Source organism: Nocardioides sp. Leaf285 (assembly GCF_001422955.1).
GTDB lineage: Bacteria > Actinomycetota > Actinomycetes > Propionibacteriales > Nocardioidaceae > Nocardioides > Nocardioides kribbensis.
The window spans coordinates 321,097-335,829 of sequence record NZ_LMNH01000003.1 but is presented as its reverse complement, the minus strand read 5'-3'; the positions used below and the strand labels follow the sequence as shown (position 1 = coordinate 335,829).

The 14,733-nt window shown below is 75.3% G+C and carries 13 protein-coding genes and 1 riboswitch; of the genes, 4 read left to right on the top strand and 9 right to left on the bottom strand.

Annotated elements, in window-relative coordinates; translation table 11 throughout:
• Window positions 1–20 precede the first annotated feature (20 nt).
• The gene (locus ASF47_RS09965; RefSeq protein ID WP_156697847.1) at window positions 21–755 is read right to left on the bottom strand and encodes a hypothetical protein; all 735 of its coding nucleotides are present in this window, start codon (window positions 753–755) and stop codon (window positions 21–23) included.
• A 103-nt stretch (window positions 756–858) separates the two neighbouring features.
• On the opposite strand from ASF47_RS09965, the gene ASF47_RS09960 reads away from it, so the two are divergent.
• The gene (locus ASF47_RS09960) at window positions 859–1,845 is read left to right on the top strand and encodes a malate dehydrogenase (protein ID WP_056863850.1); all 987 of its coding nucleotides are present in this window, start codon (window positions 859–861) and stop codon (window positions 1,843–1,845) included.
• A gap of 73 nt (window positions 1,846–1,918) precedes the next feature.
• Here ASF47_RS09960 and ASF47_RS09955 read toward each other — a convergent pair whose 3' ends face one another.
• From ASF47_RS09955 to ASF47_RS09930, 6 genes are all read right to left on the bottom strand, one after another.
• Window positions 1,919–2,365 carry a DUF3017 domain-containing protein gene (locus ASF47_RS09955; RefSeq protein ID WP_156697846.1) on the bottom strand — a complete coding sequence of 149 codons (447 nt, stop codon included), beginning with the start codon at window positions 2,363–2,365 and terminating at the stop codon, window positions 1,919–1,921.
• A 10-nt stretch (window positions 2,366–2,375) separates the two neighbouring features.
• Window positions 2,376–3,227 carry a bifunctional methylenetetrahydrofolate dehydrogenase/methenyltetrahydrofolate cyclohydrolase gene (locus ASF47_RS09950; protein WP_056863848.1) on the bottom strand — a complete coding sequence of 284 codons (852 nt, stop codon included), beginning with the start codon at window positions 3,225–3,227 and terminating at the stop codon, window positions 2,376–2,378.
• Between the two features lie 27 nt (window positions 3,228–3,254).
• A complete protein-coding gene (locus ASF47_RS09945) occupies window positions 3,255–4,493 on the bottom strand; it encodes an MFS transporter (RefSeq protein ID WP_156697845.1) in 1,239 nt (412 codons plus the stop codon).
• Window positions 4,494–4,504: 11 nt separating this feature from the next.
• Complete coding sequence (purH, locus tag ASF47_RS09940; protein ID WP_056863847.1) at window positions 4,505–6,085, bottom strand: bifunctional phosphoribosylaminoimidazolecarboxamide formyltransferase/IMP cyclohydrolase; 1,581 nt, start codon at window positions 6,083–6,085, stop codon at window positions 4,505–4,507.
• A gap of 38 nt (window positions 6,086–6,123) precedes the next feature.
• Window positions 6,124–6,219, bottom strand: a riboswitch (ZMP/ZTP riboswitch).
• An 11-nt stretch (window positions 6,220–6,230) separates the two neighbouring features.
• On the bottom strand, window positions 6,231–6,839 hold the full coding sequence (purN, locus tag ASF47_RS09935) for a phosphoribosylglycinamide formyltransferase (RefSeq protein WP_056863846.1): 609 nt from the start codon (window positions 6,837–6,839) through the stop codon (window positions 6,231–6,233).
• Between the two features lie 20 nt (window positions 6,840–6,859).
• Window positions 6,860–8,200 (bottom strand): cell division protein PerM, encoded by a 1,341-nt coding sequence (locus ASF47_RS09930; protein ID WP_200919028.1) that lies wholly within the window; start codon window positions 8,198–8,200, stop codon window positions 6,860–6,862.
• A 149-nt stretch (window positions 8,201–8,349) separates the two neighbouring features.
• On the opposite strand from ASF47_RS09930, the gene ASF47_RS09925 reads away from it, so the two are divergent.
• The 3 genes from ASF47_RS09925 (at window position 8,350) to ASF47_RS09915 (ending at window position 12,255) form a co-directional block, all read left to right on the top strand.
• Window positions 8,350–10,245, top strand: coding sequence for a hypothetical protein (locus ASF47_RS09925; RefSeq protein WP_056863845.1), 1,896 nt, complete (start codon window positions 8,350–8,352; stop codon window positions 10,243–10,245).
• A gap of 119 nt (window positions 10,246–10,364) precedes the next feature.
• Window positions 10,365–10,871 carry an RNA polymerase sigma factor gene (locus tag ASF47_RS09920; protein WP_056863844.1) on the top strand — a complete coding sequence of 169 codons (507 nt, stop codon included), beginning with the start codon at window positions 10,365–10,367 and terminating at the stop codon, window positions 10,869–10,871.
• Complete coding sequence (locus tag ASF47_RS09915) at window positions 10,864–12,255, top strand: hypothetical protein (protein ID WP_056863843.1); 1,392 nt, start codon at window positions 10,864–10,866, stop codon at window positions 12,253–12,255. Before ASF47_RS09920 ends, ASF47_RS09915 begins: the two co-directional genes overlap by 8 nt.
• 80 nt (window positions 12,256–12,335) lie before the next feature.
• Here the strand turns inward: ASF47_RS09915 and sucD are convergent, their stop codons facing one another.
• Together sucD and sucC are read right to left on the bottom strand one after the other, a co-directional pair.
• Window positions 12,336–13,244, bottom strand: a complete 909-nt coding sequence (gene sucD, locus ASF47_RS09910) for a succinate--CoA ligase subunit alpha (RefSeq protein WP_056863842.1) — start codon at window positions 13,242–13,244, stop codon at window positions 12,336–12,338.
• A 19-nt stretch (window positions 13,245–13,263) separates the two neighbouring features.
• Window positions 13,264–14,424, bottom strand: coding sequence for an ADP-forming succinate--CoA ligase subunit beta (gene sucC / locus ASF47_RS09905; RefSeq protein WP_056863841.1), 1,161 nt, complete (start codon window positions 14,422–14,424; stop codon window positions 13,264–13,266).
• Between the last annotated feature and the right edge of the window lie 309 nt (window positions 14,425–14,733).

The following is a 14,733-nucleotide window of genomic DNA, read 5'->3' as shown; positions in this document are numbered from 1 at the left end:
CCGACCCACCCGCTCGACGCTCACCCGACGCCGGTGAGGACGACCTCGTCCTTACCGGCGTCGCTGCGCACCAGCCCCTCTCCGGGGGCGTAGGAGTCGACGCGGGTGCCGATGCCGCTCTCGACCTGGAGCACCACCACGTCGTCGGAGGAGCCGCCGGGGCGCGCGAGGTCCTGGTCGACCGCGAGCACGGTGACGACCACGGGCGTGCCAGCCGTGCCCCCGACGGCGAGCCACCCGTCGCCGTACCGCGGCTGCGCCGGCATCCACAGCCCGGCCTCCGCGCCGTCGACACCGGCCTCGAAGTCGAGCCCGCCCCCGGCGCTGGCCATCCACCACACGTTGCCGTCGACGTCCTGCGCGAAGAGGTCGACCACGCGGCCGCCGCCCGCGCCCCGGTCCGTCGTCACGGTCGTGAGGGCCGTGGTCGGCACACCGGCGACGTCGGGCCCGGCGCTGACGCTGCGGGTGACCTCGAGCCCGGGGCCCTGCGCGCCGGTCGGCGTCGTCGGCGCGGCCAGGGTCGCGACGCCGCCCGGCTCCAGGGGGAACCACGGGTTGTCGACGCGCCCCACGAAGTCGTCGGGGTCGGGCGTGGGCGTGGGCACCGTCAGCAGGTCGACGCCCGTCGGCGGGCTTAGCGGCGCCGAGGAGGAGCAGCCGCCGAGGACGGCGGCGGCCGCCAGCGTCACCACCGCGGCGCCCGCACCGCGACGGGAGGGGTGGGCGGGGGGACGGCCGCGGCGCAGACGCATGGCGCCCATGCTCCCCCAGGGCGCGAACCCCGCTGCTGCTGGGCCCCGCGCCGCTGCTAGCGTCGGAAGCCAGACCGCCCCAGGACCTCGTCAAGGAGATCTCGTGAGCCCCACCCCGTTGAAGGTCGCCGTCACCGGCGCCGCCGGCCAGATCGGCTACAGCCTGCTCTTCCGCCTCGCCAGCGGTGCGCTGACCGGCGGCCAGCCGATCGAGCTGCGCCTGCTCGAGATCACCCCCGCGCTCAAGGCGCTCGAGGGTGTCGTCATGGAGCTCGACGACTGCGCGTTCCCGGGCCTGGCCGGCGTCGAGATCGGCGACGACGCGGAGACCATCTTCGACGGCGTCAACCTCGCCCTCCTGGTCGGTGCCCGCCCCCGCGGCCCCGGCATGGAGCGCGGCGACCTGCTCTCGGCCAACGGCGCGATCTTCACCGCCCAGGGCAAGGCCCTCAACAAGGTCGCGGCCTCCGACGTGCGCGTCGGCGTCACGGGCAACCCCGCCAACACCAACGCCCTCATCGCGATGACCAACGCCCCCGACATCCCGCAGGAGCGGTTCTCGGCGCTGACCCGCCTCGACCACAACCGCGCGATCTCGCAGCTGGCGGCCAAGACCGGCGCCGCGGTGACCGACATCAGCCACATGACCATCTGGGGCAACCACTCCGCCACCCAGTACCCCGACCTCTTCCACGCCCAGGTCGGCGGACGCAACGCCGCCGAGGTCGTCGGCGACCAGGAGTGGATCGAGAGCACCTTCATCCCCACCGTGGCCAAGCGGGGTGCGGCGATCATCGACGCCCGCGGCTCCTCCTCGGCCGCGTCGGCCGCCTCGGCCACCATCGACGCCGCGCGCGACTGGCTCTACGGCTCCGCCGAGGGCGACTGGGTCTCCATGGCCGTGCGCTCGCAGGGCGAGTACGGCGTGCCGGAGGGCCTCATCTCCTCCTTCCCCGTCACCACGAAGGACGGCGACTGGTCGATCGTCGAGGGTCTGGAGATCGACGACTTCTCCCGCGCCCGCATCGACGCCTCCACCGCGGAGCTCGCCGACGAGCGCGCCGCGGTCACCGAGCTCGGACTCATCTGAGCCGCTGACGCGCGAGCATCCCGCGCACACCCACGAGGGCCCGCCCGGAGCGATCCGGGCGGGCCCTCGTGCGCTAGGTGCCCGGCTGGTTCGGGATGGTCTGGGCCAGGAAGAGCAGCACCGCGCCGACGCCGCCGAGCAGGAGGCAGTCGAGCAGCCGGTGGCGCACGGCGAGCATGCCGGCGTCGCGTCGCGGCAGCACCAGCCGGAAGGCGGCCGCACCGACCAGCGCCCCGCCGATCCAGCGCACGCCGAGGCGCCAGTCGCCGGACCAGGCGATGAAGACGCCGGTGGCGCCGGCAGCGAGGACGAAGAGGTAGAGCAGGCCGCCGACGGTGGAGGGATGACGTCGGTCCTCGGGCTCCTCGCCGACGGGGTCAGCGGGGTGAGCGGGGTCAGCGGGCTCGGCGGGATACGCCACGGCCTCGAGCTCGGCCGCGACCTCCTCGGCCGACGGCACCGGCGGCACGTCGTCGAGGTGGGCGGGGGGCTCCTCCCCCGCGGGCTGTGGCCGGCTCATCAGGGTCACCTCAGACCGTGGCCTTCTCGGCCATCGTGACCAGGTTCGACAGGAGCATCGCCCGCGTCATCGGGCCGACGCCGCCGGGGTTGGGCGAGACCCAGCCGGCGACCTCCCAGACCTCGTCGGCGACGTCGCCCGCGATCTTGCCGTCGACGCGCGAGACCCCGACGTCGAGCACCGCGGCGCCGGGCTTGACCATGTCGGCGGTGATGATGCCGGGCACCCCGGCGGCCGCCACCACCACGTCGGCCTCGCGCACGTGGGCGGCCAGGTCGCGGGTGCCGGTGTGGCACAGCGTCACGGTGGCGTTCTCGCTGCGCCGGGTCAGCAGCAGGCCCAGCGGGCGGCCGACGGTGACCCCGCGTCCGACGACCACGACGTGGGCCCCGGCGATCCCGACGCCGTGGCGGCGCAGCAGCTCGACGATGCCGTACGGCGTGCAGGGCAACGGGGCCTCCGTGCCGAGCACCAGCCAGCCCAGGTTGGTCGGGTGGAGGCCGTCGGCGTCCTTGGCGGGGTCGACCAGGCCGAGCACGCGGTTCTCGTCGATGCCCCGCGGCAGGGGCAGCTGCACGATGTAGCCGGTGCACGCGGGGTCGGCGTTGAGGCGGGCGACGTGCTCCTCGATCTCCTCCTGCGTCGCGGTCGCGGGCAGGTCGACGCGGATCGACTCGATGCCGACCTCGGCGCAGTCCTTGTGCTTGCCGCCGACGTACCACCGCGACCCGGGGTCGTCGCCGACCAGCACCGTGCCCAGGCCGGGCACGACGCCCTGCTCGCGCAGGGCCGCCACCCGGGCCTTCAGCTCGTCCTTGATCGCCGCCGCCGTGGCGCTGCCGTCCAGCCTCTGTGCCGTCACGACCGCCAGTCTAGGGACGCGGACGCCTCAGCGCCCGACCGGTGCGCCGACGCGCTCGAGGTGGCGCTGCGCGGCGCCGGCGGCGGGGTGGGAGACGACGGCGGCCGTCACCGCGATGCCCGCGATGAGCGCCCACCCCGGCGTGCCGACCTCAAGGGCGAGGAAGGTGTAGAGCGCCGGGAAGGCGATCGCCTCGACCTGCATGCCCATGCCCCACACGCCCTGGTAGTCGCCGAGACGGCGGTGGTCGGAGAGCTCGGCCGCGAAGCCCCACGACGCGGCCGACTGCCACAGCTCGGCGCCGGTGATCGTGACGTGGCCGACCCACAGCAGCGCGATCGAGACCCAGCCCGCGGTCTCGTGGGTGACGCTGAGCACCAGGCAGGAGGCCACGAAGGCCCACCCCGACCACCGCACGGCCCGCAGCGCGCCCGCGACGGTGTCGGAGCCCCGTGAGGCGCGCACCTGCAGCAGCACCGCCAGCACCGTGTTGGTGCCGAAGAGCCACGCCAGCAGCGTCTGCGGGGCGTCGGTGCGCTCCACCAGCCACAGCGGCACGACCACGTTGAGCAGCACCTGGTTGGACCCCAGGACGCCGTTGCACAACGCGAGCACCACGAAGCCGGGGTTGCGGTAGGCGGCGGGGCCGGCCTGCTCGAGCGGGCCCCGCACCACCACCGGCCGGGCGACGGACGGCAGCCGCGAGACCATCGCGGCGTTGAGCAGCAGCAGCGCGCCGGTGAGCAGCGGGACGGCGACGATCGCCTCGCGCGTGCCGATGCCCAGCGCGACGCCACCGGCCCCGGCCCCGAGGGTGTAGCCCACGTTGCGGGCCGCGCGCATGTAGGCCATGGCCCGCACGCGGGTCTCCCGGGGGAAGACGCTGATCCGGTAGACCTCGCGTGCGGAGCGCGCCGCGGTCTCGACGGCGGCGAGGGTGGCGAGCACGGCCACGAAGAGCACGAAGCCACCGACCGCCGGCCACGAGAAGTAGAGCAGGGCCTCCAGCACCGAGGCGAGCACCCACAGCCGCTTCGCGCCGACCCGGTCGCTGACCCGGCCCAGGGGCACCGAGAGCGCCAGCGCGACCCCCGCCGAGACCGACAGCCCCAGGCCCACCTGGGCCCCCGAGAGACCCACGACCTGGGTGAAGAACACCGCGGTGCCGGTGAGGAAGGAGCCGGTGGCGAAGGCCGACAGGACGCACTGCAGCGCGAGGTCGCGCTCGAGACGGGTGGGCGGGAGCAGGCCCGGGGGGAGGCGCACGGAGGCTGGGGTCAGTGGAAGAAGTGCCGCGTGCCGGTGAGGTACATCGTCACGCCCGCGGCCTTGCAGGCCTCGACCGTGAGCTCGTCGCGCACCGAGCCGCCCGGCTGCACGATGGCCGTGACGCCGGCGTCGATGAGCACCTGGGGGCCGTCCTCGAAGGGGAAGAAGGCGTCGGAGGCGGCCACGGCGCCGCGGGCGCGGTCCTCGCCCTCGCCCAGGGTGTTGGCGCGCTCGACGGCCAGCCGGCAGGAGTCGACGCGGTTGACCTGACCCATCCCGATGCCCACCGAGGCGCCCTGGCGGGCCAGCAGGACGGCGTTGGACTTCGCCGAGCGGCACGCCCGCCAGGCGAAGGCGAGGTCGGCGAGGACCTCCTCGGAGGCCGCCTCGCCGGTCGCCAGGGTCCAGCCCGACGGGTCGTCGCCCTCGGCCTGGAAGGAGTCGCGCTCCTGCACCAGCAGGCCGCCGCTGATCGGCCGGGTCTCCACCCCGCCGCGCTCCAGCGGCTCGCACACCAGGATCCGGATGTTCTTCTTGCCCTGGAGCACCTCGACGGCGCCGTCCTCGTAGCCCGGCGCGACGATCACCTCGGTGAACACCTCGGCGACCTGCTCGGCCATGGCCACGGTCACCGGGCGGTTGGCGGCGATCACGCCGCCGAAGGCCGAGACCGGGTCGCAGGCGTGGGCACGGCGGTGGGCCTCGGCGACGTCGGCCCCGACCGCCACTCCGCACGGGTTGGCGTGCTTGATGATCGCCACCGCGGGCTCGGCGAAGTCGTAGGCCGCGCGGCGGGCGGCGTCGGTGTCGACGTAGTTGTTGTAGGACATCTCCTTGCCGTGCAGCTGCTCGGCCGAGGCCAGTCCGGCCGCACCGTGGCCGCTGCGGTAGAGCGCGGCCGGCTGGTGCGGGTTCTCCCCGTAGCGCAGGACCGAGGCCTGCTCCCAGGTCGCGCCGATCCAGGCCGGGAAGCCGGTGCCGCGGGAGGAGTCGGTGAGCACGCTGCCCATCCACGAGGCCACGGCCACGTCGTAGGACGCGGTGTGCACGAAGGCCTCGGCGGCCAGCGTCTTGCGCTCCTCCAGGGTGAAGCCGCCCGCGGCGACGGCGGCGAGCACGTCGGCGTAGCGCTGCGGCGAGGTGACGATCGCGACCGAGGGGTGGTTCTTGGCCGCGGCGCGCACCATCGAGGGCCCGCCGATGTCGATCTGCTCCACGCACTCGTCGGGCGAGGCGCCGGACGCGACGGTCCGGGTGAAGGGGTAGAGGTTGGAGACGACCAGGTCGAAGGGCTCCACGCCGAGGTCGGCCAGCTGCGCCACGTGGGTCTCGAGACGGCGGTCGGCCAGGATGCCCGCGTGCACCCTGGGGTGCAGCGTCTTGACCCGGCCGTCGAGGCACTCGGGGAAGCCGGTGAGGTCCTCGACCTTGGTGACCGGCAGGCCCAGCCCCTCGATCAGGGCAGCCGAGCCACCGGTGGAGACCAGGGCGACCCCGGCCTCGTGGAGGCCGCGGGCGAGCTCCTCGAGCCCGGACTTGTCGTAGACGGAGACCAGGGCCCGCTGGATCGGGACGCGCATGTCGCTCATGGAGGGGTTGCTCCTCATCGGTTCGTCGGTCGAGTCGATGAGGGCACCCAGGCGGTCGATGCACTCGCCCCCGCGTGGATCGAGCGGGGCACTCCCCGGTGGTGGTCCCACCTGCGCCAGTCGTGTGCGCCCATCATAGGAGGACTCAGCCGCCGAAGCGCACCCGGCGACCCTCGAGCACCAGGCCCTCGCGGGCGATGCGGCCCACCGCGTCGACGAGCATCGCGCGCTCGGCGGTCTTGATCCGCTCGTGGAGGCTCGCGACGTCGTCGTCGTCCTCGACCGGCACGACGCTCTGCGCGACGATCTGCCCGGTGTCGACGCCGGCGTCGACGACGAAGAGCGTCGCACCGGTGACCTTCACGCCGTACTCCAGTGCGTCACGCGGACCGTGCATGCCCGGGAACGACGGCGACAGCGCCGGGTGGGTGTTGACCACGCGACCGCCGAAGCGGCCCAGGAAGCTCGCCCCGACCAGCTTCATGAAGCCGGCCAGCACGACCAGGTCGGGCTCGTGGGCGGCGACGGCGTCGGTGAGGGCGGCGTCCCAGTCCTCGCGCGAGGGGTGCTCGCCCACGCGGTGCACGAAGGTCGGCACCCCCGCTCGCCGGGCACGGGCCAGCCCCTCGATGCCGTCGCGGTCGGCGCCGACGGCGACCACCTCGGCGCCGTACGCCGGGTCGGCGCACGCGTCGAGGAGGGCCTGGAGGTTGGTGCCGGAGCCCGACACGAGGACGACGAGACGGGAGGCCACGGCCGGACTCTAGCCCGCGCTCAGCGGCGCGGGCGCGAGGAGCGGCGCAGCCGCGACGCCCAGGGGCGGCCGACGACGGGCGCCGGCGCCTCGCCGTCGAGGTCGCGGGACCGGTGGCGCTGCCAGGCGGTGACGAGCAGCCCGCCGACCAGGCCGCCGAGGCCGAAGGCGGTGACGGCGTGGACGGTCAGCTCGTGGGCCAGCGGGCCCACGTCGCGCATGCGGCCCGGGCCGACAGCGCCGCCCGCGAGGGAGGCGAGGAGGCCGAGCACGAGACCGGCCACCACTCCCCCGGCGCAGCCGCGCAGCGCGCCCTCGTCCCAGCGCAGGGTCGGTGCCCGGCGCTGGGCCTGCACGGCGACGACCGCGGCCACGAGGGCGGGCAGCGCGACGAGGGCGACCGTCCAGGCGGGGGTCGGTCCGGTGTCGGGCAGGGCGGCCAGCAGCGGGAACATCGGCAGCGGGCCGAGCACGACGGCGGAGGGCGAGACCAGGGTCCCGACGCCGACGGTGAAGCCCGGACCCACGAGGTAGGAGGCGGCGAAGAGCACCGCGTTGGGCACCACGGCGAGGCTGGCCACCGAGAAGGCGGTGGCGTCGCCGGCGTCGGTGTGCAGCTGGGAGAGCACGTTGGCGGCGGTGTCGAGGTCGACCAGGAGGGCCAGGAGGAAGGCCGCCGCGGAGAGGGCCAGCCAGGTCACCAGCAGCCGGCGCGCCACCCGGGCCGCGTGGCGCAGCACCGGGGGCACCGCCGGGGCCCAGATGGCGGCGCGGCCCGAGGCGACCGCGATGGCCGGGGTCGCCACCAGCAGGCCCAGGCCGAGCACCCAGCCGAGCACCGGGGTGGTCGCGGGCGCCGTGGTCGCCGTGGCGGCGAGGGTCACGACCCCCACCGCGACCACGGCGTAGGCGACGGTGAAGAGCAGCGCGGCCACCGGCACGGTCCAGTCGCGCTCCCCGTCGCTGATGGCGTCGGCGTCGGGGCCGTGCCCCGACACCGCGTCGCCGACACGCAGGCCCACCCGCCAGCACGACCAGGCGCACAGGGCCGTGAGGCCGAGAGGGACGGCGGTGAGCGCGACCCCGCCGACCACCACGCCCGAGCCGTGGGCCGTCAGCCACGCCAGCGCGCCGACGCGCAGGGCGTCGTGCGGCTCGCCGTGGGCGCCGGCGTCGGTGAGGAACCACCCGATCACCGCCACCGCGAGGCACACCAGCAGGGTCGCACCGGCTGCCGCGGCGCCGCCGAGGGTGGCGGTGAGCACGAGCGGCCGGCGGTGGGCACCGCCGGGCGCCGGGCGCCGGCCGGTGGCGCCGGGGGTGCGGCGCGCGGTCGAGGAGTCGGGCAGCAGCGAGGTCATGGCCCGTCCATCCTGACCCCGCCCCCCGGCGTCGCGTCGGTCCCACGCCGAGCGGCGCGGGCCCTCGGCGCGGGTGGCGAGCGCCACGCCGGTGACGCGCCGCTCGGGTTGGCGGGCCTCACCGCGGATCGCTTACGTTGGACGACGCCATGGCGGACCCCACCGACTTCGACGCGTTCTACAAGGACGCACGCGCGCGACTGCTGCTGCAGACCTATGCGCTCACCGGGGACCTGGCCGCCGCGCGCAGCGCGGTGCGCGACGCCTTCGTCGCCGCCTGGCACCACTGGCGCAAGGTCTCGCGCAGCGCCGACCCCGAGGCCTGGGTGCGCCCCGTCGCCTGGTCGCACGCGCTGCGACGCCACACCACGCGGCCCTTCCACAAGGAGAAGGGCCTCGACCCCGAGGCCGCCGCCACCCTGGAGGCGCTGGCCGGCCTCCCGCTGCTGCAGCGCCGGGTGCTGCTGCTGGCCCACCTGGCGTCGCTGTCGATGACCGACCTGGCCCGCGAGGTCGGGATCCCCCCGGCCGACGCCGAGCGGGAGCTGCAGAGCGCGACCGCGCGCTTCGGACTGCTGCGCGACCTGCCCACGCCGTTGGTGCGCACCGCGCTCGAGCCGCTGGCCGAGGTCGTCGCCGAGGCCCGCTGGCCCCGCCCGACCATCGTGCGGCGCACCGGGGCCGCGCGGCGGCGTACGCACACCGGCGTGGGCGCGGCGCTGGTCGTGGGCGCGCTGCTGGTGACGGGCACGCTGGTCACCGACACGGCCGGGGTGAGGCCCACGCTGCAGCGCGACGCCGTGGCCGCGCCCGGCGACTCCGTCGCCCCCGGCGCGGAGAACCCCACCGACGACGCGCCGACCGGCTCCCCCACGCCCGAGCCCGAGCCGCTCGAGGCCGCCGCGCTCCTCGGCGCCGAGGACGTGGCCGCGCGGCTCCCGGGCGGCGGCTGGCGCGAGGGCGCGACCACCGACGGCACCGAGGGCGACGGCCTGGTGCTGCCCTGCCAGGGGGCGCGGTACGCCGACCCCGAGGGCACGGTCGCCCTGGTGCGCGCCTTCCGGGACCGCCCGCGCGGGCAGGAGGCCCCCCGCTCGGCCTGGCAGCTCGCCGAGTCCTCCCGCACCGACCGGGCCGCCCGGGCCGCCTACGACGGCGCCGCCGGCTGGTTCGCCGGCTGCGACGAGCCCCGGGCCCAGCTGATCTCGACCCAGCGCGTCGACGGGGTCGGCGACGAGGCGGTGCTGCTGGTGCTGCGCGACTGGGCCGCGCCGGCGCGCACGGTGGTCGCCGGCGTGGCCCGCACCGGTCGCATCGTCACGGTGACCGCCTCCCAGCGCCGCGGCACCTCCGCCGACGACCTGCTCGACCAGGCGCGGCTGCTCGGGGGCGCCGTCGACGGTCTGTGCGACCTCACCGACGGCGGGGCCTGCACCACCCGGGCGCGGCTCAGCCCCACCGACGCCCTGCCCGTCGGCGAGGTGCCCTCGCTGCTCTCCGCCGTCGACCTGCCCCCGGTCGGCTCGGTCACCCGCCCCTGGGTCGGCACCGAGCCCGAGCGCGCCCGCGACAACGACGCGGCGACGCGCTGCGACCAGACCAGCTTCGTCGGCGACTTCCGCGGCGCGCGCTTCAGCGACAGCCGCACCCGCACGTTCCTCGTGCCGGGTGGACGGCTGCCCACGTCGTTCGGGCTGACGCAGACCGTCGGGTCCCTGCCGGTGCCGCAGGCGCGGGCCCTCGTCGAGCAGGTGCGCTCGAGGATGGCCAGCTGCGCCGACCGCGACCTGGGCACCGACGTGGTCACCGTGACCTCCCAGACCGGTCCCGAGCGCTCCCTCGACGTCTGGGACGTCACCGTCGACGTCTCCGACGACACCTCCGTGCGCTTCGTCGTCGCCCTGCTGCGGCGCGGCACGGCGGTCAGCCAGATCGGCTTCGTGCCCGGCCCCGACGCCACCATGGCGGGCGGCGCTTTCCTCGCGCTGGCCGAGCGCGCCGCCGAGCGGCTGGCCGAGCAGCCGGCCCCCCGACGCGCCGGCTGAGAGCCGCTCCGCACGGGTGCGGCGTGTCGTGCAACCGCACGGCCCCGCCGCGCGTACCACTCCCGGAACAGCAGCGACACGGGAGCACGCGACGAGCGCGGGCACGAGACGGAGACGCCATGGACGAACGCGAGTTCGACGACTTCTACGCCGCGTCCTACGCCCGGCTGGTCGGCCAGGTCCACGCCATGATCGGCAGCCGCGACGAGGCCGAGGAGTGCGTGCAGGAGGCCTTCGTGCGGGCCTGGGCGCACCGGCGCAGGCTCGACCGGGCCGACCACCCCGAGGCCTGGGTGCGCACCACCGCCCACCGGCTGGCGGTGAGCCGCTGGCGCCGTACCGTGCTGGGTCGCCGCCCCGCCGACCGCGCCGTCTCCGCGCCGGTCGCCGCCCCGCCACCGAGCGAGGCCCACGTCGCGCTGGTCGCGGCGCTGGGACGCCTGCCCGAGGCGCAGCGCCAGGCGCTGGTGCTGCACCACATCGCCGACCTGCCGGTGCGGGCGGTGGCCCGCGAGGTCGGGGTGCCCGAGGGCACGGTGAAGGCGCGGCTCAGCCGGGGCCGCGCCGCTCTCGCCGCCCTGCTCGCCGACGACGACGGCCTCCAGGAGGGAGCCCACCATGCCTGAGCCCACCGATCCCGCCGACCTCTTCACCCGCTTCCTGGCCGAGGAGGCCCCCGTGCACCCCCTGCCCGCGTCCGAGGTACGCCGCCGCGGCGACCGGTTGCGCCGCCGCCACCGCGCCCTCACCGCCGCCGCCGGCGCCGCTGCGGCCCTCCTCGTCGCCACACCCCTCGCGCTGGCCACCCGGGGCGCCGAGACCGCCGGCCCCGACCCGGCGGCACCGAGCCCGACCGCCACCCCGGCGCCGGGCGACGTCGACTGGGTGACCCGCGTGCCCGCCGACTTCCCGCTCGGCGCGGGCCTGCGGGGCCTGGGCGAGCAGCCCGAGGTCGTGCCCGGCTTCGCCCCCGACCCGCCGGTGCGGGGCTGCCAGGGCGGGGCCTACACCGCCGAGGCCCCCGTGCGGGCCCTCGACGCCGTGCAGCTCGACGCGCCCAACGCGCCGGGCTCCGAGGGCGGCGTGCAGCGCGGCCTGCTGATCTACGCCGACGACGAGGCAGCCCGGGAGGTGCTCGCGGCGCGGGAGGCGGCGCTCGCGGACGGCTGCGGCTCGGCCGCCCCGCTCGTCTCCGACCTCGGCGAGGGCTCGGTGGTCTGGGTCCAGCGCTCCGGCGACGCCGGGGAGGGCGAGCTCGTGCAGCTCGTCACGGTCGGCAACGCCGTGCTCGCGACGTCGACCACGTTCGGCGGCGCCGGCGACGCGCAGGTCGTCGAGCAGACCCGGGAGCTGGCGCAGAGCACCTCGGCCCTCGTGGTCTCCTCGCTGTGCGTCTTCGCCGCCGACCCCTGCTCGCAGCCGCCCGGCGCGCCCGACGCCGCGGCGACGACGGCCGGCGACCGGGTGCCCGACGGCTTCCCGCTCACCGCGGGCTACCCCGACGACGCCGCCGCCGGGAGCGGTCAGCCGGGTCTCCAGGAGCTCTCCCGGGCGGTCAGTCCGCTGACCCTCACCGCGTGCGGGCGCGAGGTGGCGCTGCCCCCCGGTCGCACCGACCTCGTCCGGGCCGGGTGGAGCGACCGCGACGACCTCCGGCTGCGCAACCTGGCCGTCTTCGCCCGCGCCGAGGACGCCCGCGCCTACGCCGACGACGTGCTCGCGCTCCACCGCGACTGCCCCGTCGACACCGGTGCCACCGGCACCGCCGTCGAGACCGCGGTCGTCGCCAGCGACCTGGGCGAGCAGGCCGGCGTGGTCGTCCGGAGCACCACGGGCGCCGACGCCGCCCCGCCGCAGGTCCTGCACGTGGTCAGGGTGGGACGGGCGGTGCTGGTCTCGCTGGTGACCGGCCCCTCCGTGCCGGCCGGCTCCAGCCCGGCCGAGGCCGCCGCGCAGAGCGACACCGCCGTGCGCGAGGTGGCGGCCGCGATGGAGGTCTTCGCCGGCTGACGGGCTCCGCCCGCACGCACGAGCGGCCCGCCCCCCGCGGGGGACGGACCGCTCGTGGCGTACGCGGGGTGGGTCCGGGGTCAGAGACCCTGGAGGATCTCCCGCATCAGCTGGGCGGTCTCCGACGGCGTCTTGCCGACCTTGACACCCACGGCCTCGAGGGCCTCCTTCTTGGCCTGCGCCGTGCCCGAGGAGCCCGAGACGATGGCGCCGGCGTGGCCCATCGTCTTGCCCTCGGGAGCGGTGAAGCCCGCGACGTAGCCGACGACCGGCTTGGTCACGTGGTCCTTGATGTAGGCCGCCGCGCGCTCCTCGGCGTCGCCGCCGATCTCGCCGATCATGACGATCGCACGGGTGTCGGGGTCGGCCTCGAACGCCGCGAGGGCGTCGATGTGGGTGGTGCCCACGATCGGGTCGCCGCCGATGCCGATGGCGGTCGAGAAGCCGAAGTCACGCAGCTCGAACATCATCTGGTAGGTCAGCGTGCCCGACTTCGAGACCAGGCCGACCGGGCCGGAGCCCGAGATCGTGGCCGGGGTGATGCCGGCCAGGGCCTCGCCCGGGGTGATGATGCCCGGGCAGTTGGGCCCGATCATCCGGGTGCCGCCGTGGTTGCTGGAGCCCTGGAGGTAGGACCACACCTCGGCGGTGTCCTGCACCGGCACGCCCTCGGTGATGACCACGAGCAGGCCGATGCCCGCGTCGATGGCCTCGAGGCAGGCGTCCTTGGTGAACGCCGGCGGCACGAAGGCGACCGACACGTCGGCGCCGGTCTCCTTCATGGCCTCCTCGACGGAGCCGAAGACGGGCAGCTCGACGCTGGAGCCGTCGGCGGCGGTGTGGGTCACGGTGGTGCCGGCCTTGCGGGCGTTGACGCCGCCCACGACGTTGGTGCCGGACTTCAGCATCAGGGCGGTGTGCTTGGTGCCCTCACCGCCCGTGATGCCCTGGACGATGACCTTGCTGTCCTTGTTGAGGTAGATCGACATTTCGCTCTCAGTCCCGTTCTCAGGCGTTCGCCAGCTCGGCGGCCTTGTCGGCCGCGCCGTCCATCGTCTCCACGAGCGTCACCAGCGGGTGGTTCTTCTCCTGGAGGATGCGGCGACCCTCCTCGACGTTGTTGCCGTCGAGGCGGACGACCAGCGGCTTGGTGGCCTCGTCGCCGAGGATGTCGAGGGCGCCCACGATGCCGTTGGCCACGGCGTCGCAGGAGGTGATGCCGCCGAAGACGTTGACGAAGACGCTCTTGACCTGCTCGTCGTTGAGGATCACGTCGAGGCCGTCGGCCATGACCTGCGCCGAGGCGCCGCCGCCGATGTCGAGGAAGTTGGCCGGCTTGACGCCGCCGTGCTTCTCGCCGGCGTAGGCGACCACGTCGAGGGTCGACATGACCAGGCCCGCGCCGTTGCCGATGATGCCCACGGCACCGTCGAGCTTGACGTAGTTGAGGCCCTTCTCCTTGGCCTTGGCCTCGAGCGGGTCGGCCGCGGCCTTGTCCTCGAAGTCGGCGTGCTCGGCGTGGCGGAACTCGGCGTTCTCGTCGAGGGAGACCTTGCCGTCGAGCGCCTCGAGCCGGTCGCCGGCCAGGCGGGCCAGCGGGTTGACCTCGACGAGGGTGGCGTCCTCCTCGACGAACACCTTCCACAGCGCGAGCACGGTCTGCACGGCCTGGTCGGTGAGCGCCTCGGGGAAGGCCGCCTCGGCGACGATCGCGCGGGCCTTGGCCTCGTCGACACCGGTGCCCGGGTCGATGGCGATCTGCTTGACGGCGTCAGGGTTGGTCTTCGCGACCTCCTCGATCTCGACACCGCCCTCGACGCTGGCGATGCAGAGGTACTGACGGTTGGCGCGGTCGAGCAGGAAGGAGAAGTAGTACTCCTCCTCGATGCTGGCCGCGGGGGCGATGAGCACCCGGTTGACCGTCAGGCCCTTGATCTCCATGCCGAGGATGGCCTGGGCGTGCTGCTCGGCCTCGTCGGGGGTCTTCGCCAGCTTGACGCCGCCGGCCTTGCCGCGGCCACCCGCCTTCACCTGCGCCTTGACCACGCAGACGCCGAGCTTCTCGGCGGCCTCGCGGGCCTCGGCGGGGGTGTTGGCGACGATGCCGGGAGTCCCCGGGACGCCGTGCTTGGCGAAGAGCTCCTTCGCCTGGTACTCCATCAGGTCCACTGATCCACCAGTTCTCTAGTGTGCTGCGCTGTGAGGGCGCCTTGGTTGAGTCGTTGGACGAGCCTGGGCGAGCCTGGGCCCGACGACCGTCCGCTCCCGCGTGAGCACGGGCGGAGGCCTCCGGCACCTTAGTCCCGTCGCGGGCCGCGGCACGAGGGCGCGGGGGCGCGACGTGACCGAGGTCATGCGGTGACGGGCCGCCGTCGTCCACATTTGTCACGGCGCCGAGTTCCGCCTGCTGCACCGGGTCCGTTACAGTCTTGGCTCGTTCGCCCCCGACCACCTGAAAGGGTGGGCCGACCGCCAGGT